The sequence below is a fragment of the Candidatus Methylopumilus universalis genome, assembly GCF_006364435.1.
GTDB classification, from domain to species: domain Bacteria; phylum Pseudomonadota; class Gammaproteobacteria; order Burkholderiales; family Methylophilaceae; genus Methylopumilus; species Methylopumilus universalis.
Window position 1 is genome coordinate 328,345 of the sequence record NZ_CP040977.1, and the last position, 22,074, is coordinate 350,418.

Here is a 22,074-nt window from a genome sequence, read left to right on the forward strand (position 1 = left end):
TAAAAATTTATAGGTATTTTTTATTGTGACTCGCGAAAATCAGATTGCTACATGGTTAAATAATAGTCTTAAAAATCAAGAATATACAATAAATCCTGCTTCTTCAGACGCCAGTTTTCGTCGTTACTTCCGTATTATTTCAAATAATCAGTCTTTCATCTTAATGGACGCCCCGCCTGATAAAGAAAATTCAAAGCCCTTCGTCGATATAGCAAATATTCTTTTTAAGGCGGGACTAAATGTACCTAATATTCATGAGGCAGATCTGAAAGAAGGCTTTTTGTTATTGTCAGATTTAGGCAATAAAACTTACCTTGAGGAGTTAAACCATGAAAATGCATCAACGCTCTATAAAGATGCTTACTTAGCGCTTATTAAAATACAAAAAAATGCTGATACATCATCGCTTAAACACTACGATGATTCATTGTTGATGCAAGAGCTTCAACTATTCCCTGATTGGTATCTAAAATTCCATAAATCTTATGAAATGAATGATTCGGAAAAAAATATACTTAACTTAACTTTTGAATTGCTTATTAAAAATATTCGGTCCCATACAGAAGTTTTTGTGCACAGAGATTTTCATTCAAGAAACTTGATGTTCTGTGATGGAGAGCATGGAAAAAATCCAGGCATTTTAGATTTTCAGGATGCGGTTAAAGGATCTATTGTCTATGATCTCGTGTCGCTATTTAAAGACGCTTACATTACATGGGAAGAAGAGCAAGTTATAGATTGGCTGATTAGATACTGGGAATTAGCAAAGAAAAACGGGTTTAAAGTTCAGGAAGATTTCGCAGAGTTTTATAGAGATTTTGAGTGGATGGGCGTTCAAAGGCATTTAAAAGTATTAGGTATTTTTGCTCGCTTAAATTATAGAGACCATAAAATAAATTATTTAAACGATTTGCCAGCCGTTGAAAATTATCTGCGAAGAGCTTGTGAGCGCTATAGGGAATTGCACCCTCTATTAAAAATGATTAACAAATTAAGCTTGATATGACTATGAAAGCTATGATTCTAGCGGCAGGCAAAGGCGAGAGGATGCGTCCTTTGACCGATCAAATACCAAAACCATTATTAGAAGTAGCTGGTAAGCCATTAATAGTTTGGCATATAGAAAAATTAGCTAAGGCTCATTTTAAAGAAGTGGTCATTAACCATGCATATTTAGGCGAAATGATCGAATCATATCTTGGCAACGGATCAAAATGGAGCCTTAAGATCCACTATTCTAGAGAAGGCACTCCATTAGAAACAGCAGGAGGCATAAAAAAAGCTCTAACGTTTTTGGGTGATGAGCCATTTTTAGTGGTTAATGCAGATATATTTACTGACCTAGATTACATTGTATTAAAAAATATGAACTTAGATAAGTTTAAAGGTCACTTAATAATGGTTAAAAATCCACCGCATCATATGCAAGGGGATTTTGTTTTAAAAGATAACATCATTGCATTAGAGGGGGGTAATAAATTAACCTTCTCAGGCTTAGCTATTTATCGACCAGAAATTTTTGAAGAGATTGAAATGGAGCCTGTTGCGAAGTTAGCGCCCATTCTCAAGAAATTAATTGATGCAGGATCTGTCTCTGGTGAAGAGTATCATGGGATTTGGTGTGATATAGGCACACCAAAGAGACTGGAAGAAATTAATTTCTTCCTAAAAAATAACAATTTCAAAAGCTAAATTAAAAACATGAAAAATAAAGATTATCAAGAATTCAAAAAAAGGAGAGATGCTTTAGCTAATAAAATTGGCGATGGCATAGCTATCATTTTTAATGCTAGTGAAGCGATTAGAAATCGAGATAGCCATTACCCTTATCGACCTGATAGTTATTTCCATTATTTCTCAGGGTTTAATGAGCCACAATCCGCGCTAGTTATTTTAGGCGGAAAATCTCCAAAAACGATTCTATTTTGTCGAAAAAAAAACGTTGATATGGAAATTTGGAATGGTTTTATATACGGACCAGAAGCAGCAAAAGAGCTTTTTCTATTTGATGAGGCTTACGATATTAACTTGCTAGATGAGATTGTTTTAAAAGAAATTCCAGGACATCAAAAAATATATCATCGAATAGGTCAGGACGTTCTAATTGATCAAAAAATTAATGATTGGATAAAGCAATTAAGGGAAAAAGGCAGGGCTGGAGTTCGGGCGCCTCATGAAATTGAAGACATTAGCTATATAGCAGATGAAATGCGACTCATAAAAAGTGATTTCGAAATTGACATAATGCGACGCTCAGCAAAGATTGCATCTTTAGCCCACAATCGCGCAATGAAATTTGTAAAGCCTCACATGTATGAATATGAACTTGAAGCTGAAATTTTGCATGAATTTATGTCTCAAGGAATTCGTTCACCAGCTTACCAATCTATTGTTGCCGCTGGTGGGAATGCATGCACATTACATTATATTAATAACAATAATGAGATTAAAGATGGCGATCTTATTTTGATAGATGCTGGATGCGAGTTAGAAGGATATGCATCTGATATAACAAGAACATTTCCTGCAAATGGAAAATATTCAAAAATACAAACAGATTTCTATCAAATGGTATTAGAAGCTCAAAGCGCTGCCTTAGAAAAAATATCCCCGAAACATCATTGGAATGAGCCTCATGAGGCAGCTTTATCAGTTTTAATTGATGGTTTTAGAGATTTTGGTTTATGCCAAGGAAGCCGCGAAGAAATTTATGAAACAGGCTCCTATAAAGAATTCTATATGCATAGAACAGGGCACTGGCTGGGTCTTGATGTTCATGATGCGGGAGAATATAAAAATGTTTCAAAGGAATGGAAGCAGCTTAAACCAGGCATGGCTTTAACAGTGGAGCCAGGATGTTATATTAGACCGTCTTCAAAAGTACCTAAAGAGTTTTGGAATATTGGCATTAGAATTGAAGACGACGTCTTGGTTACGCAAGATGGGCATGAGGTGCTTACCAAAGACAGTCCAAAAAAAATAGAATCCATTGAAGCATTAATGGCAAAATGAAAAAGTCAGAATACCTCATTGTGGGGGCTGGTCCAGTCGGACTAATTTTATCTTTATTACTAGCAAAGCAAAATAAAGCTTCACATCTTCTAGAGGCAAGGAAAAAAAATGACGCACATTCAGACAAGCGAGCATTAGCTCTTTCATATGGAACGAGACTGATTCTTGAAAATCTTGGAATATGGAGATTGCTAGAAAAAAAAATTACTTCAATTCAAAGCATTCACACAAGTCAAAAAAATAGCTTTGGACGAACATTGCTATCCTCGGATGAATATAATTTACCGGCATTAGGTTATGTTTTGTCTTATGGCGACTTATCAAAAGCTCTTGAAGATGAAATTAGTAAATCCTCATTAATAAAAGTGAGTTACGAATTTAAAGTTTCAGCTATCAAAAATAAAAAAGATAAATCCATTTTATATAGCCTGACTAAAAATTTACCTCTTGAAGCGCCACTTTTAATATTGGCTGATGGTGGAAAAAATACGACCGATTTAATTGAAAACCTCAAAAGAAAAGAAACTAGTTATAACCACACTGCACTAGTTACGAAAGTAATTTCAGAAATTCCCCCTAACAATGTGGCTTATGAAAGATTTACTTCTATGGGACCCATTGCACTTTTACCAAATGGACCAGAAGAATTTTCATTAGTTTGGACAGGTAAAGATAAAGACATTCAAGCGCTGGCTAAAAATAAAAAAAATATTTTCTTAGAAAAACTGCATGAGCACTTTGGAGATAGAGTTGGAAGATTTCTTGATTGCAAGGAATTTATTACTTTCCCATTGAAAAAAATTGTTCTTGAAGACTTTCCGAAATCCAACATAGTGGTTATCGGTAATTCCGCACAAACAATGCATCCAGTTGCTGGACAGGGCTTTAATACTGGCATCAGAGATGCTTATGCATTATCAAAATTAATGAATGAAACAGAGTTGGCTCATATAGGCTCCGAACCATTTGTTAATCAATATTATGCTTCTAGAAAGCTAGAGACAAAAAAGACACTTTTCTTTACGGATTCTTTGGTAAGCATTTTTTCAAATGATTTAGTTGGATTATCGATAACAAGAGGATTTAGTTTATCCCTTTTAGATAACTTTAAGCCTATTAAAAAATTCTTAGTCAACAAAATGAGTTTTGGTAGATGATTCAAGAGTCGAGTGATGTATTAATTTTAGGCTCAGGTATTGTGGGCATGGCTGCTTTAATTGCTATTGATAAATATGATATCAAGGCAACGCTATTATCAGAAACAAAAACCATCCATAAAAAAGATTTTGATCCTAGATTTTATGCAATTACCCCAGGCGTTAAAACATGGCTGGAAAAAAATGGCGTATGGGATTTTTTGCCTAAGAAAGAAGTATCATCGGTGCGATCTATCATTGTTTATTCAGACAGAGAAAATTCATCTTTAAAATTTAATGCTGATGATGTAGGAATGAATGAGCTTGCATTTATTGTGAGCCATGAGGACATCGAAAAAGCATTTATTCACCGAATAAGCAAAATAGATTATAAGGAAATTAAAACAAACAAAGTTGAATCCTTAAGTGCCGGAGTAGAAGATATAAATCTTATTTATGCGAATGGTAATAAATGCCAATATAAATTAGCTATTGGCGCTGATGGTTCGAATTCTTGGGTGCGCAGTCAGTCATCTATAGATTTTAAGAATAAAGATTTTGATCAGACAGCAATGATATTTAATGTTAAAACATCAAAAGCACATCAAGGGTGCGCTTATCAAAAATTTACGCATCACGGTATATTGGCATTGCTACCCTTACTTACCAATGAATTTTCTGTTGTCTTTTCTTTAAATAATGAGATGCTTAAAGAATATAAGAGCTTAACTGATGCTAAATTCATTCAAATGTTCAAAAAAGAAATAGGTGAAATTTTTGGAGATATTACTTTAATAACAAAGCGCCAATACTTTCCTTTAAATATGAAGATTAATAAATCATTAATTTCAGATCGCGTTTTACTTGTTGGAGATGCAGCTCACCAGATCCATCCCCTTGCAGGTCAGGGTTTAAATTTGGGCTTAAGAGATGCAATAGAAATTGATAATTTGTTAAGTTCAAATAAAAAATATCATCATGATCTTGGATTAAAATCTTTTCTTAAAAAATATAACCGTAATAGAAAGACTGATATATTATCTTTAAGCTATTTAACTGATAAATTAAGCTCTCTCTTCACTGCTAAAAATGATTTTTTAGATTTTGCGATTAATTTTGGCCTCAATAAAATTAATCAAAATCAGTTAATTAAAAAAATTCTTATAGAAAAAGCAATTCATTAAATGATAACTTTAAAAAAAATTACTGCACTTCTTTTATTATTCCCTTCTTTCTATTCCATGGCAGATGAAGCCAATTTAAAAAAGATGATTGAAGCTTCTTACCCAAAATACAAGGTTGAGAGTATCAAGAAAACTTCATACAGTGGTCTTTACGAAGTCTTTATGGGCGGTCAAATTATTTATACAGATGAAAAATTTTCATTTCTTATCGCAGAAGGCCGAATTGTTGACCCAAAAACAAAGAAGGATTTAACAGGAGAGCGTCTTGAGGATTTAACTAAAATTGATTTTTCATCGCTCCCTCTTGCCTCAGCGATTAAAACTATCAAAGGTGATGGCTCGAGGAAGCTAGTTGTATTTTCAGATGTCGATTGCCCTTTTTGCAAAAGGCTTGAGCAGAATGAATTTACACATATAAATAATATTACGATTTATACATTTCTTTTTCCAATTGAAAAATTGCATCCTGATGCTAAGAATAAATCACGGCTTATTTGGTGCGCTAAAGACCGCTCAAAAGCTTGGCTTGATTGGTCGCTTAATGAGACACTTCCTTCAGGTAAGCCGAATTGTGAAGCACCGACAGAGCAAGTGCTGGAATTGGGATCAAAATTAGGTATAACATCTACACCGACCCTTATTTTCTCTGATGGTAAGCGAATGCTAGGTGCTCAACCCTATAAAGAGATAGAAAAAGTATTAAACAACGTCAAATTGTAAGGTTTTTTTAGGCAACAAATAGCTTGACATTTATGACTAAACAACGTAAAAAAGCTCCCAGGTGTTTGGTTTCGAGTTTTATTTAGCTAGCTTTAATTTATATTTAAGTAGTGCTTTAGTTCTTGATTCAAACTTTTGGGGGGCCTCCCTTGTTTAAAGTTAAGGATTTATGAAATGGCAACAGGTACAGTAAAGTGGTTTAATGATTCAAAAGGTTTTGGTTTTATTACTCCTGATGATGGTGGTGATGATTTATTTGCTCACTTCTCAGCAATCGTAGATACAGGATATAAAAGTCTTAAAGAAGGTCAAAGAGTAACTTTTGACGTTACAGACGGACCAAAAGGCAAGCAAGCTTCAAATATAAATAAAGCTTAGTTTCAAATTGAATAAATAAGCCCGCGTAAGCGGGCTTTTTTTACATATAACTTATGATGGCATCAGCAAAGCTATCGGTAGATAGCGCATCAACATTATTTAATTGCGATGAAAAATCTTGAGTGACTTTTTGAGCTACCAATGTTTTTCTAAATGCTGATAAAAGTATGCCAGCAGCCTCCGACCATCCCATATGCCTTAACATCATTTCAGCCGAAAGAATCAGAGAGCTGGGATTGGCAATTTTTTTACCCGCAATGCTTGGGGCGGTGCCATGGGTAGCTTCAAAAATAACAGTCGAATCTGATAAATTAGCACCTGGGGCAATGCCAATGCCTCCAACTTGCGCTGCTAATGCGTCCGAAATATAGTCCCCGTTAAGATTAAGTGTAGCTACAACATCGTATTCGTTAGGGTGCAGTAAAATTTCTTGCAAAAAGGCATCAGCAATGCAATCTTTGATGATGAGGCCGTTATCACATTTAAAACCAGACTTTCCTTCAATAGCTTTGGCACCAAACTCATCTCGTGCTAATTCATATCCCCATTCTTTAAATCCACCTTCAGTAAATTTCATGATGTTGCCTTTATGCACGAGCGTGACCGATTTCTTTTTATGCTCAATAGCATATTCAATAGCTTTTTTTATTAGCCTTTGGCTTCCTTCTTTAGAAACAGGTTTAATTCCTATCGCTGTTGATTCAGGGAAGCGAATTTTATTTTTAAAGCCCAACTCCGAAATCAATTGAATAATTTTCTTTGATTCCTCAGAGTAGGCCTGCCATTCAATCCCTGCGTAAATATCCTCTGTATTTTCTCTAAAAATAACCATATTAGTTTTTTCAGGATTTTTTAGGGGGCTTGGCACGCCATCAAAGTATTCAATGGGTCTTAAGCAAACATAAAGATCAAGCCCTTGTCTTAATGCTACATTAAGTGATCTGATGCCACCACTTACGGGCGTTGTGAGGGGGCCTTTAATAGATACAACATACTCCTTCATAGCATCAAGAGTTTCTTGAGGTAGCCATGTATCTTTATCGTATGTTTTTGTAGCCTTTTCTCCAGCATAAATTTCCATCCAAGCAATTTCTTTTTGACCGTTATAAGCTTTTAAAACGGCTTGATTGACGACTTTAAGCATTGCCGGTGTAATGTCGACACCGATGCCATCGCCTTCAATAAATGGGATAATGGGACGGTCTGGAACATTCAAAGTTGAATTTGAGTTAACAGTAATTTTTGATGCATTTTTTGGAAGATTAATTTTGTTAAGCATTCATACTCACTTTTATTTTAATGAAAATATTATTTAACAAGCCTTATGGTGTGGTTTGTCAGTTTAGTAAGCATGACAACCATAAAACTTTAAAAGATTTTATTCCAATACCTAATGTTTATCCTGCTGGAAGGCTTGACACAGATAGTGAAGGTTTAATTATTCTAACTGATGATGGGATATTTCAACATCAAATTAGTGATCCAAAATACAAAATGCAAAAAAATTATTGGGTTCAGGTTGAGGGTGCTCCGAAAGATAGTGATTTGGAGGAATTAAGGAAAGGCGTTGATTTGGGAGATTTTAAAACATTACCAGCAGAGGTAAAAATGATAAATGAACCCGCAATATTATGGGAAAGAATACCGCCGATTAGAGAGAGAAAAATGATTCCCACAACTTGGCTAGAAATTAAAATATCTGAAGGTAAAAATCGCCAAGTGAGAAGAATGACCGGAAAAATTGGATACCCCACCCTAAGATTAATTCGTTTTGCGATTGGGACTTATAAATTAGATGAATTAGATCCTGGTACCTATAAAATTATCCATGAATAAAAAATTAATTTTAATTCAGCCTTTAAGGGCTGCGGATTAAAGGATTGCTATTCCATTAATAAGTAACCGATTATGATAAAATTTAACTACATTTATAAGAAGCATCTCTATGTCAGGTAATACTCTAGGTACATTATTTACACTCACTTCTTTTGGTGAATCCCATGGCGCCGCTATAGGCGGTATTGTAGACGGATGTCCACCAGGATTAGATTTATCGGAAGAAGATTTGCAAATAGACTTGGATCGAAGAAAACCTGGTACCTCAAAGCATGTGACTCAGCGCAACGAAGAAGATAAGGTTGAGATTTTATCTGGTGTATTTGAAGGCAAAACTACAGGTGCACCTATAGGCTTTATTATTAGAAATACAGATCAACGTAGTCAAGATTACTCAAAAATTAAAGATGTATTTCGCCCCGGACACGCAGATTATACTTATGCTCATAAATATGGTCTAAGAGACTATAGAGGCGGAGGAAGATCAAGCGCTAGGGAGACGGCGGTAAGGGTTGCTGCTGGTGCCATAGCTAAAAAATGGCTTCTTAAAAAATATGGGATAAAAATTCGTGCTTATTTAAGCCAAATGGGGACTGTTAATATTCCATTTAAAAAGTGGGAGGATGTAAATCAAAATCCATTTTTTTGTCCTAATCTTGATCAAGTACCTGAGTTGGAAAAATATTTAGATAGCATTCGTGCCGATAGAGATTCTGTAGGCGCAAAAATTACTGTAGTTGCTGAGAATTTACCTGTGGGCTTGGGTGAGCCAGTTTTTGGAAGATTAGACGCTGAAATTGCTTATGCAATGATGAGTATAAATGCTGTAAAGGGCGTTGATATTGGCGAAGGCTTCGGCTCGGTCATTCAAAAAGGAAGTGAGCATGGTGATGAACTAACACCACAAGGCTTTTTAACAAATAATGCAGGTGGTATTTTAGGGGGTATTTCCACTGGGCAGCCTATTATTGCTCATGTGGCTTTTAAGCCAACTTCAAGCATTCCTCAAGATAGAAAATCAATCAACACAAAAGGTGAAGCCGTTCTTATGCAAACAACAGGCCGTCACGATCCTTGTGTTGCCATTAGAGCAACACCTATCGTTGAAGCTATGTTGGCTTTGGTTATTATCGATCAAGCATTAAGGCATCGAGCTCAAAACGCCGATGTAATTCCACATACACCTAAAATTTAGTGAGTTCTAGTCACAATCTTCATTGGCGTTTATCACGCTTTTATTTTTTTTATTATTTCTTCGTAGGTTCTTTCGTCCCTTACTGGGGAATTTATTTACAATCAGAAAATTTTTCACCCTCTAGCATTGGCATTCTTCTCTCTTTGTTCCAAATCAGCCGCATCGTTGCTCCTAATCTTTGGGGTTGGCTAGCTGACCATACAGGCCATCGAGTTAAATGGATAAAGCTCACGTCATTTTTAGGCCTCATAGGGTTTATCGGTGTTTTTTGGGCTAAGGGATTCTTTTGGATCTTTTTAGTAATGTCAGCATTAAGTTTATTTACGAGCTCAACATTGCCACTTGCCGAATCTTTAACTCTTGCACATTTAGCAACTACAGATGGTCATTACAGCAGAATAAGACTATGGGGATCAATCGGATTTATTGTAGCGTCCTTATTCTTAGGATATTTAATAGACCTTCAAGGCATTAATATTTTATTGTGGGTTTTATTGATAGCTCAAGCCATTATATTTTTCTTATCAAATACTATTCCTGAAACTCAAGAGATTCACCATAAAAAAAACCATGTACCTATTTGGAAGATTATCAAAACACCATCTGTAGTGGCACTTTTAATCGGATGCACTCTAATGGTTTCAGCGCATGGAGTGCTTTATAATTTTTATTCAATTTACCTAAAGGAACATGGATATAGCAGTGCTACCATAGGATGGCTTTGGGCAGTTGGTGTCATTTGTGAAATTTTGATTTTTATGTTGATGCCAAAAATTTTACGTCGCTACTCACTTAAAACAATTTTACTGATGAGTTTATTCTTAGGTGTGATTCGATTTATTCTAATCGGAGCCTCTCCTGATCGCTTATATTTATTATTCATTGCACAAATGTTTCATGCTGCAACTTTTGGAAGTTTTCATGCAGCATCAATTGAAGTTATCGCTTACTTTTTTAAAGGACGAAATCAAACAAGGGGACAGGCAATTTACAATAGCGTAGCTTATGGCATTGGTGGAACCGTTGGAGGATTGGGAGGTGGTTATTTAATACAATATCTTGGCGGTCAGATTGGATTTATGATTGCCGCTATATCACCACTGATTGGATTTATGGTGATTTGGTTTGGATTAAAACTAGAAATTAAAGGCAATAAAATATTTGGATAGGTTGATTTAGCTGGGATTACCCTTCAATCAATGCGTAGGCTGAATGATTATGAATAGATTCAAAGTTTTCAGATTCCACAATGAAGTGATCAACTCTTTTTTCTAGTTTTAATTGAGCCGCTACATCTCTTACCATATCTTCTACAAATTTAGGATTGTCGTAAGCTTTTTCAGTTACATATTTTTCATCTGGTCTTTTTAGCAGACCATAAAGCTCGGATGATGCCTGTTTTTCAATAAGCTCAATTAAATCTTCTACCCAAATAAATTTGTTAATTTCAGCCGTAACCGTAACATGGGATCTTTGATTATGCGCACCATAATCTGAAATTTTCTTTGAGCACGGACAAAGACTTGTCACTGGAACAACGACTTTAATTGTGTTTTTGAATTTTCCATCAACAATTTTCCCAATAAAACTTACCTCATAATCTAAAAGACTTTTGACCCCAGAAACAGGAGCAGTTTTATTAATGAAATATGGAAATGTCATTTCGACATCGCATGATTTAGACTCAAGTCGCTTAATCATTTCTCTTAAGATATTTTCAAAAGACTCAACAGAGATTTCTCGCTCATTCATGTTTAAGATCTCGACAAATCTAGACATGTGCGTGCCTTTAAAATTGTGCGGCAAATATACATACATATTAAATGTTGCAATAGTATGTTGAGCGCCACCCGTTTTATCTTTTACCAGTACAGGATGTTTTATAGATTTAATGCCAACTTTGTCAATATCCAAACTCCTTAAATCAGGGGAGTTTTGAACGTCTTCAATAGGGCAGATGTGGTCGCTTGTAGTCATAATAAAGAATTAAATAGTAATACTTGAGTGTAACACTAGGTTAATTTTTTCTCAATTGATTTAATAATAGATGCTGCATCTAAACCATATTTTTTACGTAACTGTTCCTGACCCCCTTGTTCGACAAACTTATCAGGTATGCCAATGCGAAGCGATTGACATTTTAAATCATATTCACTGATGACTTCTAAAACAGCTGAACCAGCGCCACCGGATATTGTATTTTCTTCCAAGGTTACAAGAAGTTTATGTGATGAGCCCAAATCTCTAATTAATTTAATATCGAGTGGTTTAATAAATCTCATATTCACGACAGTAGCATTAATTTTGTCTCCAGCTTTTAAAGCTTCCTCTAACATATTACCAAAAGCCAATAATGCAATCGTGCGACCTTTTCTTATAACTTCAGCTTTACCAATGGGAATAGCTGTCATTTTAGATTTAATAGCAGATCCTGGACCTGGACCTCTTGGATAACGAACCACTGAAATACCTTTGAATTTAAATCCGGTAAAAAGCATTTGCCGACATTCATTTTCATTGCTTGGCGCCATAATAAGAATGTTCGGAATACACCTTAGGAACGATAAATCGAAACTTCCTGAATGTGTCGGGCCATCTTGCCCTACAATGCCAGCCCTATCTATTGCAAAAAGCATTGGAATGTTTTGCAATGCAACATCATGTATGAATTGATCATAAGCTCTTTGAAGAAAAGTTGAGTAAATAGCAATTACAGGTTTGTAATTTTCACAGGCAAGCCCAGCCGCAAAAGTTATTGCATGTTGTTCTGCAATGCCTACATCAAAAAAACGATCAGGAAATTTTTCAGAAAATTTATTTAGACCAGATCCATCTAACATAGCGGGGGTAATAGCGCATAGCTTTTTATCAATCATAGCCATGTCAACAACCCAATCCCCGAAGACATCTGTATAAGTAGCCTTTTTTATTTTTAATGGCTGAGCGCCATCACTCAAGCTGAATTGACCTATACCATGAAATTTATTGGGATCAGTCTCTGCAGGCTCATAACCAAATCCTTTTTGGGTTGCCACATGAAGGAGCTGTGGCCCTTGAAGTGCCTTAAGATTATTTAGGGTATCAACCAGTGCGTTAAGATCGTGACCATCAATAGGGCCAATATAGTTAAACCCAAACTCCTCAAATAAAGTACCTGGAATTACCATACCTTTCACATGTTCTTCAGCACGCTTTGCAAATTCAAGCATAGGAGGGATGGCTGATAAAACTGCCTTACTCGAACGTTTAATACTTCCATAAAGATTGCCTGACATGAGCTTTGCTAGATAGTTATTAAGCGCACCTACGTTTTTAGAAATTGACATATCATTGTCGTTTAAAATAACCAAGATATTATTTTTTGAGTCGCCAGCATTATTAAGGCCTTCAAAAGCCATGCCGGCAGTCATGGCGCCATCCCCAATAATTGCAATTGCTTTGTGATCTAAATTTTTCTTTTTAAGAGCTTCGGCCATGCCTAAAGCAGCTGAAATTGAAGTGCTTGAGTGCCCAGTCCCAAAAATATCATAATCACTTTCTGATATTTTTGGGAAACCTGAAATTCCATCCAAAGCTCTTAAAGAGCCCATTTTCTTTTTTCTACCAGTCAGAATTTTATGGGGGTAAGTTTGATGCCCAACATCCCATATAAATTTATCTTGAGGACAATCAAAAACATAATGGAGTGCAACAGTAAGTTCAATAACACCTAGATTTGATGAAAGATGACCACCTGTTTTTGAAACGCTTTCAATAATAAAGCTTCTTATCTCATCACATAATGTAACAAGCTCGATGCGTGTGAGTTTTTTTAAATCTTTTGGTGAATTAATTTTATCAAGGAGATTCATGTCAGTGTGATCGTGTCATTATTAATTCAGCCATACTAGACAAATAATATGCCTTATCACCAAAAGGCTTAATTGCCGTTAAAGCTTCTTCATAATATTTAGCGGCTAATTCTTTTGATTTTGCAATGCCTAATAAAGATAAAAAAGTAGCTTTATTATCTTTTTCATCCTTGCCAGGTGTTTTACCTAGAGATTCTTGGCTTGCCTCTTTATCAAGAATATCATCTTTAATTTGAAAGATAAGGCCAATTGATTTTGAATAAGTATCTATTATATCTAGCGTATTTTTATCACAATTATTGGAAGCTAGCACTGCCATCAGGCATGCGCTATTAATCAGAGCGGCAGTTTTAAATTGATGCATGATTATAAGTTCATCCAATGAGATTTTTTTGTTGGTATTATTAATATCTAAAGCCTGGCCTTTTGCCATACCTTCAATACCAATAGCATTAGAGAGTGTGTGAATAATTTTTAACTGATTTTCAGGTTTAATCTGAAGCGATGGTGAAGATAGAAGAGAAAAAGCAATTGACTGCAACGAGTCTCCAACCAGAAGGGCGGTGCTTTCGCTAAACTTTTTATGGCAAGACAATTTTCCTCTTCTCAAATCGTCGTTATCCATGCAAGGCATATCATCATGCACTAAAGAGTATGCATGTATGAATTCTACAGCGCATATAATTTTTTCAATTGCATTTGGCGGCACTTCAACAATTTCAGCGATCGCAAGTATAAGTAATGAACGCATTCTTTTTCCGCCGTTTAGAACGCTATATTTTATTGCTTCATTTAAATGAGTTTCATCGCTAGTTTGAGGCAAGTTTTTTTCAAGCAAAGATTCAACAAATGCTTGTTTCTGAGAAAGCCATTCATGAAAGTTACTCATTAGTAGGCTTGAATTTTTCGAGAGTGTTTTCTGCAGAAAGCACCAAAACTTTTTGCTCGATTTCTTTTAGGGAGTCTTGGCATGATTTAAGCAGAAGCATGCCTTTTTCATAAGATTTGATCGAATCTTCAAGTGCCATATCGCCTTGTTCCATTTTTGACACAATAGACTCAAGCTCTTTAAGATTTACTTCGAGTGAATTTTTATTCATAAAAATTATCTTTATTTGAATGTTTGGTTGAAGAAAGTTGATAAGTCATCGATTTCTTTTTCACATACCTCATGGCCCATAGGGTATTTTTCAAAGTTCGCAGAATTAAACCTTGCTATTAGCTTTTCAAATGAGCGGTCGGCAATTTGTATATCTATAACATTATCATATAGGCCATGAGCCATAAAGATTGGTATCCTAATTAAATCATCTTTTATAGATGATATAAGCTTGTCTTTTAAAGGAAGGTAGCCTGACAAGGCCACAATACCACCTAATTTTTTATCGTATTTTAATCCTAAGTAAAAACTCATTACAGCCCCTTGAGAAAAGCCTCCAATAATAATTTTTTCGGAAGGGATGCCCAGGGAAATTTGCTCTTCAATCAACTTTTGAATGATTAAACTTGATTTTTGCATCCCCAATTCATCTTCATCTTTTTCCAAAGATAGATCATACAAATCATACCAAGCCCTCATTTCTAAACCTTGGTTGATCGACACTGGCTGATAAGGGGCATGGGGCAGGATAAATCGAATTTTACTGAACTGCGGTCTTTCGAAGATAGCTTTGAAATCAAATCCATCAGCCCCTAGACCATGAAGAAATATGACTGAGCCTATGGGCGATTCAATAGAGTCAATAATAATGTGTGTCATAAATAAAAAAAGCAGAATTAAATTCTGCTTTTTTATACGTAAGTTATTTTATTTCGTTTCAGCTAATTTCTTAAGTGCCGGAAGTCCTGAATCATACATTTCAGTCACAGCTTTAATTGCTGTCTCATCATCTTGACCAGGTGGAATTGGTGGATTGAGTTTGTAAACTCTATAAAAACGTCCTACCCATGTTACAGAAGATTCATTAGGGCCAGAACCCTTTGCTACAACAATAAATGAGTTATAGTCTGCCACAGGGACTGCGCCTTCTAAGATTTCATATTTTAACTTCATAGCCTCTTCATCGATACCTTTGAGTCTCTCAACGACCTTACCACCAGATTTTAGTGTAAGCGTTCTCAGGGTATCCTCACCTTTTTTTTCTACTTTGCTATCAGTTACAAGAGGTTGCCATTTTTGAAAATTACCAAAATCTTTAATGATTGCCCAGACCTTATCAGGCGACGCATTAATTTTGATTGATTTTTCAACTTTCTGGGGCGATGGACCATGAGCAAATACATTAATTGATACGAATAAAAGGAAAAAGCCAATAATAATTTTTTTCATTTGAATAGAGCCTTTTGGTGTTTAGTAAACTGGATAATTATAAATTGTTTTTATATATTACATTAGTCAATTTTGATAAATTGACCAAAAGATCGACTTTGCTTCCCAGTTTTAATTTCATAGAGATATTCATGTTTAGCCAAGTCAATGATCGAAATAGAGTCACTTCTCCAATTTGAAGTGACTAATATATTATCTCTTTCATCAATATCAATGCCTTCAGGATTTCCACCTACTTTGATTTTTTTAATTTCTTTTTTCATCTTAAGATCAATAACACTTACATTGTCATCTTGAGTGTTTGTAACAAATGCAAATTGGTTTCTTGTATCAGATACAACCCCATAAGGGTGATCTCCAACTTTAATAGTTTCTGTAGCGAATGATTGGGTATTCACGATAGATATTGAGTCATCTAAAACATTAACAACAAAAAGTAAGTTTTTGCTTAAGAAGAGGCCGTAAGGATGATTGCCTACCTTAATTTTCTTAACGAGATTCAAGTCAAATTGGTTATATATTTCGACAGTATTCTCATCGCGATTAGAAATAAAAAGATATTTACCCTCAGCGTCACATATCATGCCAGATGGAGATTTGCCAACCGCTATTTTTTTAATAATTGTTAAAGATTTTGTTTCGATTATAAGAATTTCACTATTAAACCAATCGCTCACATAGATGAAGTCTTCATTGGTTGACTTGGTAATTCCTACTGGTGTTCCGCCAATCTTTATTGTTTTAATAATACGATTATGTTGAAGATCTAAAACATTTACAGAGGCATCATTTGAGTTTGTAATAAATGCATAGGATTTTTTTAGAGAAATAGCAATTCCGACAGGCCCTTTGCCTACTGAAATTTCTTGAATGACTTTTTTTTCTTTTAAATTAACAATGCTTACGGTATCAGAGCCTTGATTAGTTATGTAAGCAATAGGTGTGCTTGAGCAAGCACAAAGTAATAAATATAGAGCGAGTGAAATAAGTTTTTTAAAATTCATAATTTAATTTTTTTCGTAATAGATTCTAGCTTTAATTCTTGCTTTTATTTAAACTAAATCTATGAAAAAATTAAAGAAATACTTAGGGTGCCTTTATGATTGATAAAGATGGTTATCGGCCAAATGTTGGTATTGTCATCTGCAATGCCGAGAATCAGGTTTTTTGGGCTAAACGGACACAAGAGCATGCATGGCAATTCCCTCAAGGCGGTATTCAAAAAGGCGAGGCACCAGAAGAGGCTATGTATAGAGAGCTGATGGAGGAGGTTGGGTTAAAACCACATCATGTAGAAATACTTGGCCGTACAAAGGACTGGTTAAAATATGAAGTGCCTTCTCAATGGCTTCGGAGAGATTTTAGAGGTGTTTACAAAGGCCAAAAACAAATATGGTATCTCTTAAGAATGAAGGGGCAAGATACCGATATCTTTTTAAGAAACACTAAGAAGCCTGAGTTTGATGCATGGCGCTGGCATGATTACTGGCTGCCTCTTAATGAGGTGATTGAATTTAAAAGAGATGTTTATAGGCTTGCTTTAAACGAACTTCGATTGTTTATAGATAATTAGTCTATTTTTTTAATTCAGCAATAATTGTTTCACCATTAAAAACTTTGTCGCCCAAAGTAACTTTTATCTTTGAATTGATAGGTAAATACAAGTCAACACGTGAACCAAATCTTATAAAGCCATACCTTTCACCGACTTCTAATGCATCGCCTTTATTTGCGTAGCATAGAATTCTTCTAGCAATTAACCCTGCAATTTGAACGCAAGTAATATCAAAACCTTCTTTTGTTTTTAAGTGAAGCGCGCATCTTTCGTTTTCCAAAGAAGCTTTTGACAGAGCTGCATTTAAAAATTTTCCAGGAAAATACCATTTATTCATAATAATTGATTTGATCGGGCTTTTATTTGAGTGCACATTAAAGACATTCATAAAGACACTTACTTTAATTGCGCGTCTATTAAGATAATCGTCTTTACATTTTTCAATCACAATTACTTTGCCGTCAGCTGCTGATACCACCATATTTTTTTTAGAGGGCGTACTTCTTTTGGGATCTCTAAAAAATTGCAGAATAAATAAAGAGATTACCCAAAGCGGAATTGACCACAAAGCACATAGATTAAATACAAAAGCTGATATGACAATAGATGCTATTAGAAATGGCCAGCCTTCTTTTGCTATGATTGGGTAAGCTTTTTTTGCCATGAAGCTAGTTTTTACTTTGATCAACGAGCTTATTCTTAGCGATCCAAGGCATCATTGATCTAAGTTGCGAGCCAACTTTTTCGATAGGATGTTCAGCGTTGAGTCTTCGTCTTGCGGTCATTTCTGGATAGTTTGTTTTTCCTTCAAGGATAAAACGCTTCGCATATTCTCCATTTTGAATATTTTTTAAGGCTTCTTTCATAGCTAACTTTGCTTCATTGCCGATAACTTTGGGTCCAGTTACGTACTCTCCGAATTCAGCATTATTTGAGATAGAGTAGTTCATATTAGCAATACCACCTTCGTACATTAAATCTACAATAAGTTTCAGCTCATGCAAGCATTCAAAATAAGCCATTTCTGGAGCGTAGCCTGCTTCAGTCAATGTTTCAAAACCTGCTTTGACAAGCTCAACTGCGCCACCACATAAAACAGCTTGTTCTCCAAATAAATCAGTTTCAGTTTCCTCACGGAAATCTGTTTCAATCACGCCCCCTTTAGTACCGCCATTTGCAGCTGCATATGAAAGTGCAATTTCTTTTGCTTTGCCAGATTTGTTTTGATAGATAGCAATTAATGAAGGCACGCCACCACCTTTAAGATATTCTGAGCGCACTGTGTGACCAGGACCTTTTGGTGCAATCATAATGACATCCAGATCATCCCTTGGAATAATTTGGTTGTAGTGAATATTAAATCCGTGGGCGAAAGCTAATACAGCATTTTTTTTCAGGAATGGCGCAACTTCTTGATGGAAAATCTGAGGCATTGTTTCATCGGGTATTAAAAGCATTACGACATCAGCATTTTTGACAGCTTCATTAATTTCTAAAACGTTATGTCCTGCACTTTTGGCTTTATCCCATGATGCGCCACCTTTTCTAAGAGCAACAGTGACGTTGACGCCTGATTCTTTAAGATTGGCTGCGTGAGCGTGGCCCTGTGAGCCGTAACCAACAATAACAACATTCAATTTTTTAATTAAATTTAAATCAGCATCTTTATCGTAGTAAACCTTCATAATAACCTTTCAGTTTTAATTTATACTTTTAAAATTCTATCACCGCGTCCAATTCCTGACGCACCAGTTCTCACTGTTTCTAAAATAGCAGCTTTATCAATGCTTTCAATATAAGCGTCTAATTTGCTAGATGATCCTGTTATCTCAATAGTAAATGAGCTGTCAGAAACATCGATAATTCGGCCTCGGAAAATATCACACATTCTTTGCATCTCATCCCGATACTGAGCATTTGCTTTAACTTTAACTATCATTAGTTCCCGCTCAATAAATTTGCCATCATTTAAATCTAATACTTTTACAACATCAATTAATTTATTAAGTTGTTTAATGATTTGTTCAATAATTTCATCTGAACCAGAAGTCACAATCGTCATTCTTGAGAGCGTTGCATCTTCAGTAGGTGCAACAGTCAAAGATTCAATGTTGTAACCCCTCGCAGAGAATAACCCTGAAACTCTGGATAAAGCACCAGATTCATTTTCCATTAAAAGAGAAATAATATGTCTCATTTATAGATCCTCAGCTGTAATCATTTCTGACAAGCCTTTTCCATTAGGAATCATTGGAAATACATTTTCTTTTTGATCTGTAATAAAGTCCATAAAGACCAAGCGCTCTTTTAGTTTGCTGCTAAAAGCTTCTTTGAGAGCTGGTTCCACATCACTTGGTTTTTCGATTTTCATTCCAACATGGCCATAAGCTTCGGCTAATTTTACAAAATCAGGCAATGCTTCCATATAGGATTCTGCGTAGCGATTGCCATAAAAAAATTCTTGCCACTGCCTTACCATTCCCATGTATCGATTATTAAGATTAATAATCTTGATAGGTAAATGAAATTGTTTGCATGTAGATAGCTCTTGAATACACATTTGTATAGAAGCTTCACCGGTAACACAAGCAACCTGAGCATCAGGATGAGCTAATTGAGCACCCATCGCATAAGGTAATCCAACTCCCATGGTTCCAAGTCCACCAGAATTAATCCATCTTCTAGGTTTATCAAATGGATAGTATTGCGCTGCCCACATTTGATGTTGACCTACATCAGAAGTAATAAAGGCATCGCCTTTTGTGACCTGATGAAGGGTTTGAATAACAAATTGAGGCTTAATGAGTTTTTTGTCATTTTTAAAACTTAGGCAATTCAACGATCTCCATTGGTCAATTTCTTTAAACCAATGTTTAAGAGATGTATTTTGTTTTATTTTTTCTTTAGATAAAAGATCATTAAGTTCGGTAAGAACTGAAATGACATCACCTACGATAGGTATATCAATCTTTACTCTTTTAGAGATGGATGATGGATCTATGTCGATATGAATGATTGTTTTTGGTTTGGATAAAAAATGCTCCGGATTACCAATCACTCTGTCGTCGAAACGAGCGCCAACAGCCAATAATACATCACATTCTTGCATAGCCATATTCGCTTCATAGGTGCCATGCATACCTAACATACCTAGAAATTGCTTATCACTTGCTGGAAAGCCACCTAAGCCCATAAGCGTACTTGTTATAGGAGCTCCAATGGTACGAACAAATTTAGTTAATTGTGAAGAGGCATCACCCAATACAACGCCACCACCTGAGTAGATCATTGGTTTTTTTGCACTTAAAAGAAGTGACAATGCTTTTTTGATTTGGCCGCTATGACCCTTAATAATAGGGTTATAAGATCTTAAATGAACTGATTTAGGGTAGTTAAACTCATATTTTTCGGCTGTGATGTCTTTTGGGATATCAACTAAAACAGGACCAGGCCTTCCGCTCGATGCAACATAAAAAGCTTTTTTCATTGTAGATGCAATGTCTTTAATATCTTTAACTAAGAAATTGTGTTTTACACATGGACGAGTAATACCTACCGTGTCACATTCCTGAAAGGCGTCTTGCCCAATAGCGTAAGTTGGAACTTGACCGCTAATAATCACCATAGGAATGGAGTCCATATAGGCTGTAGCAATACCTGTCACAGCATTGGTAGCTCCTGGGCCTGAAGTTACAAGAGCGACGCCAACTTTTCCAGTAGATCTTGAGTATGCATCAGCCGCATGAACGGCTGCTTGTTCATGACGAACTAGGACATGCTTAAATTTATTTTGCTGAAAAACAGCATCATAAATATTAAGGACAGCGCCACCAGGATAACCAAAGACGAATTTGACTTTTTCCTCGTGAAGGCATCGAATAACAATTTCTGCTCCAGAAATGTGATTTGAGTTCATAGAATTATTGATTGTAATTAATGAGATAGCTATAAACCCTCAACCTTAACGCTTTAAGCGTATTTGGTCAAGTTTAGAGACTTTTAAAAGTCTCAATTTTCATAGATAAATCAATTGCTTTGATATTTTTTGTGAGTGAGCCTAGAGAGATTCTATTTACGCCCGTGAGTGCAATTTTTTTAACATTTTTTAGCGTAATGTTTCCTGACGCCTCAAGAATCGCTCTTTTTTTATTAATAAGTACAGCTTTATTAAGATTTTTAATATTAAAGTTATCTAACAATATATTTTTAAAGCCTAGTTCAAGAAATTTTTTCAATTGATCAAGATTTTCAACTTCAATTTGAATATCTTTATTTTTGGCATGTTTCAGGGCGAGGGGAAGTAAATTATCTATTTTTTTACTGGATTTAATATGGTTTTCTTTGATAAGTATTTGATCATAAAGTCCAATACGCTGATTATTGCCGCCCCCGATCGTGACAGCATATTTTTGTGCAATTCTTAACCCCGGGATTGTTTTGCGTGTATCAAAGATTTTTGCATCAGTGTTTGAAATAGCTTTGACATATTGCTGTGTAATCGTTGATGTAGAAGATAGAGTTTGTAAGAAATTAAGCGCTACCCTTTCTCCAGTGAGAATCGGTCTTGCTCTTCCGTAAATCTCACAAAGCCTTTGATTTTTTTTTACAATTTCACCTTCTTTAACAAGCCACTTTATTTTGATTTTTGGGTCTAGCATCAAGAAGGTAGAGTTAAACCAAGGAATGCCAGAAATGATGGCTGACTCTTTAGATTTAACATAAGCCATTGCAAACGATTTTGCTTCGATAAGTTGGGCCGATAAATCAATATTGGCTATATCTTCCTGGAGCGCCGTTTTGATATTTTTTCGAATGGCTTCAATCAAAGTTTTCTTATTTATTTTTGATCTTTGCATAATGTAGAAGCTTATCAAATTA

Annotated in this window: 24 protein-coding genes; 11 read left to right on the top strand and 13 right to left on the bottom strand. The window is 35.4% G+C overall.

Translation table 11 applies throughout. The features are described from left to right. The first annotated feature begins 25 nt into the window (after window positions 1–25). From FIT70_RS01870 to FIT70_RS01900, 7 genes are all read left to right on the top strand, one after another. A complete protein-coding gene (locus FIT70_RS01870) occupies window positions 26–1,006 on the top strand; it encodes an aminoglycoside phosphotransferase family protein (protein WP_139884241.1) in 981 nt (326 codons plus the stop codon). A gap of 2 nt (window positions 1,007–1,008) precedes the next feature. Then, the gene (murU, locus tag FIT70_RS01875) at window positions 1,009–1,692 is read left to right on the top strand and encodes an N-acetylmuramate alpha-1-phosphate uridylyltransferase MurU (RefSeq protein WP_139884242.1); all 684 of its coding nucleotides are present in this window, start codon (window positions 1,009–1,011) and stop codon (window positions 1,690–1,692) included. A gap of 9 nt (window positions 1,693–1,701) precedes the next feature. Then, on the top strand, window positions 1,702–3,012 hold the full coding sequence (locus FIT70_RS01880; protein ID WP_139930429.1) for an aminopeptidase P N-terminal domain-containing protein: 1,311 nt from the start codon (window positions 1,702–1,704) through the stop codon (window positions 3,010–3,012). Then, window positions 3,009–4,169: an FAD-dependent monooxygenase gene (locus tag FIT70_RS01885; RefSeq protein ID WP_139884243.1), complete on the top strand. Its 1,161-nt coding sequence runs from the start codon at window positions 3,009–3,011 to the stop codon at window positions 4,167–4,169. The genes FIT70_RS01880 and FIT70_RS01885 overlap by 4 nt, the downstream gene beginning before the upstream one ends. Then, window positions 4,166–5,332 carry an FAD-dependent monooxygenase gene (locus tag FIT70_RS01890; protein WP_139884244.1) on the top strand — a complete coding sequence of 389 codons (1,167 nt, stop codon included), beginning with the start codon at window positions 4,166–4,168 and terminating at the stop codon, window positions 5,330–5,332. Before FIT70_RS01885 ends, FIT70_RS01890 begins: the two co-directional genes overlap by 4 nt. After that, window positions 5,333–6,052 (top strand): DsbC family protein, encoded by a 720-nt coding sequence (locus FIT70_RS01895; RefSeq protein ID WP_139867136.1) that lies wholly within the window; start codon window positions 5,333–5,335, stop codon window positions 6,050–6,052. 174 nt (window positions 6,053–6,226) lie between these two features. Then, the gene (locus FIT70_RS01900; RefSeq protein ID WP_046487297.1) at window positions 6,227–6,430 is read left to right on the top strand and encodes a cold-shock protein; all 204 of its coding nucleotides are present in this window, start codon (window positions 6,227–6,229) and stop codon (window positions 6,428–6,430) included. A 40-nt stretch (window positions 6,431–6,470) separates the two neighbouring features. On the opposite strand, the gene icd is transcribed toward FIT70_RS01900, so the two are convergent. After that, on the bottom strand, window positions 6,471–7,709 hold the full coding sequence (gene icd, locus FIT70_RS01905) for an NADP-dependent isocitrate dehydrogenase (RefSeq protein ID WP_139879304.1): 1,239 nt from the start codon (window positions 7,707–7,709) through the stop codon (window positions 6,471–6,473). Window positions 7,710–7,729: 20 nt separating this feature from the next. Between icd and FIT70_RS01910 the strand changes: the two genes are divergently transcribed. The 3 genes from FIT70_RS01910 to FIT70_RS01920 all read left to right on the top strand — a co-directional run bounded on the left by FIT70_RS01910 (window position 7,730) and on the right by FIT70_RS01920 (window position 10,630). Further along, complete coding sequence (locus tag FIT70_RS01910) at window positions 7,730–8,266, top strand: pseudouridine synthase (protein WP_139867140.1); 537 nt, start codon at window positions 7,730–7,732, stop codon at window positions 8,264–8,266. Window positions 8,267–8,375: 109 nt separating this feature from the next. Beyond that, on the top strand, window positions 8,376–9,461 hold the full coding sequence (gene aroC / locus FIT70_RS01915; RefSeq protein WP_139867142.1) for a chorismate synthase: 1,086 nt from the start codon (window positions 8,376–8,378) through the stop codon (window positions 9,459–9,461). After that, window positions 9,461–10,630 (top strand): MFS transporter, encoded by a 1,170-nt coding sequence (locus FIT70_RS01920; protein ID WP_139930432.1) that lies wholly within the window; start codon window positions 9,461–9,463, stop codon window positions 10,628–10,630. The genes aroC and FIT70_RS01920 overlap by 1 nt, the downstream gene beginning before the upstream one ends. 16 nt (window positions 10,631–10,646) lie before the next feature. Here the strand turns inward: FIT70_RS01920 and folE2 are convergent, their stop codons facing one another. The 7 genes from folE2 to FIT70_RS01955 all read right to left on the bottom strand — a co-directional run bounded on the left by folE2 (window position 10,647) and on the right by FIT70_RS01955 (window position 16,645). Beyond that, window positions 10,647–11,438, bottom strand: coding sequence for a GTP cyclohydrolase FolE2 (gene folE2 / locus FIT70_RS01925; RefSeq protein WP_139871130.1), 792 nt, complete (start codon window positions 11,436–11,438; stop codon window positions 10,647–10,649). Between the two features lie 35 nt (window positions 11,439–11,473). Beyond that, complete coding sequence (dxs, locus tag FIT70_RS01930) at window positions 11,474–13,312, bottom strand: 1-deoxy-D-xylulose-5-phosphate synthase (protein ID WP_139930434.1); 1,839 nt, start codon at window positions 13,310–13,312, stop codon at window positions 11,474–11,476. Window position 13,313: 1 nt separating this feature from the next. Beyond that, entirely contained in the window at window positions 13,314–14,201 is an 888-nt protein-coding gene (locus tag FIT70_RS01935) for a polyprenyl synthetase family protein (protein WP_139930436.1), read from the bottom strand. Then, window positions 14,194–14,412: an exodeoxyribonuclease VII small subunit gene (gene xseB, locus FIT70_RS01940; RefSeq protein ID WP_139867152.1), complete on the bottom strand. Its 219-nt coding sequence runs from the start codon at window positions 14,410–14,412 to the stop codon at window positions 14,194–14,196. The genes FIT70_RS01935 and xseB overlap by 8 nt, the downstream gene beginning before the upstream one ends. Window positions 14,413–14,423: 11 nt before the next feature. Further along, entirely contained in the window at window positions 14,424–15,071 is a 648-nt protein-coding gene (locus tag FIT70_RS01945) for an alpha/beta hydrolase (RefSeq protein ID WP_139874319.1), read from the bottom strand. A 48-nt stretch (window positions 15,072–15,119) separates the two neighbouring features. Next, window positions 15,120–15,641, bottom strand: coding sequence for an SRPBCC family protein (locus tag FIT70_RS01950; RefSeq protein WP_139874320.1), 522 nt, complete (start codon window positions 15,639–15,641; stop codon window positions 15,120–15,122). Between the two features lie 62 nt (window positions 15,642–15,703). Further along, window positions 15,704–16,645, bottom strand: coding sequence for a YncE family protein (locus tag FIT70_RS01955; RefSeq protein ID WP_139874321.1), 942 nt, complete (start codon window positions 16,643–16,645; stop codon window positions 15,704–15,706). Between the two features lie 95 nt (window positions 16,646–16,740). Between FIT70_RS01955 and FIT70_RS01960 the strand changes: the two genes are divergently transcribed. Then, entirely contained in the window at window positions 16,741–17,214 is a 474-nt protein-coding gene (locus FIT70_RS01960; protein ID WP_139930438.1) for an RNA pyrophosphohydrolase, read from the top strand. Between the two features lies 1 nt (window position 17,215). On the opposite strand, the gene FIT70_RS01965 is transcribed toward FIT70_RS01960, so the two are convergent. From FIT70_RS01965 to nadC, 5 genes are all read right to left on the bottom strand, one after another. Next, window positions 17,216–17,860 carry a phosphatidylserine decarboxylase gene (locus FIT70_RS01965; RefSeq protein ID WP_139874322.1) on the bottom strand — a complete coding sequence of 215 codons (645 nt, stop codon included), beginning with the start codon at window positions 17,858–17,860 and terminating at the stop codon, window positions 17,216–17,218. A 4-nt stretch (window positions 17,861–17,864) separates the two neighbouring features. Next, window positions 17,865–18,881, bottom strand: a complete 1,017-nt coding sequence (gene ilvC / locus FIT70_RS01970; protein WP_139867163.1) for a ketol-acid reductoisomerase — start codon at window positions 18,879–18,881, stop codon at window positions 17,865–17,867. Between the two features lie 20 nt (window positions 18,882–18,901). Next, entirely contained in the window at window positions 18,902–19,393 is a 492-nt protein-coding gene (gene ilvN, locus FIT70_RS01975) for an acetolactate synthase small subunit (protein WP_139867165.1), read from the bottom strand. Beyond that, complete coding sequence (locus FIT70_RS01980) at window positions 19,394–21,112, bottom strand: acetolactate synthase 3 catalytic subunit (RefSeq protein ID WP_139870105.1); 1,719 nt, start codon at window positions 21,110–21,112, stop codon at window positions 19,394–19,396. A 73-nt stretch (window positions 21,113–21,185) separates the two neighbouring features. After that, window positions 21,186–22,052 (bottom strand): carboxylating nicotinate-nucleotide diphosphorylase, encoded by an 867-nt coding sequence (nadC, locus tag FIT70_RS01985; protein ID WP_139930440.1) that lies wholly within the window; start codon window positions 22,050–22,052, stop codon window positions 21,186–21,188. Window positions 22,053–22,074: the final 22 nt, after the last annotated feature.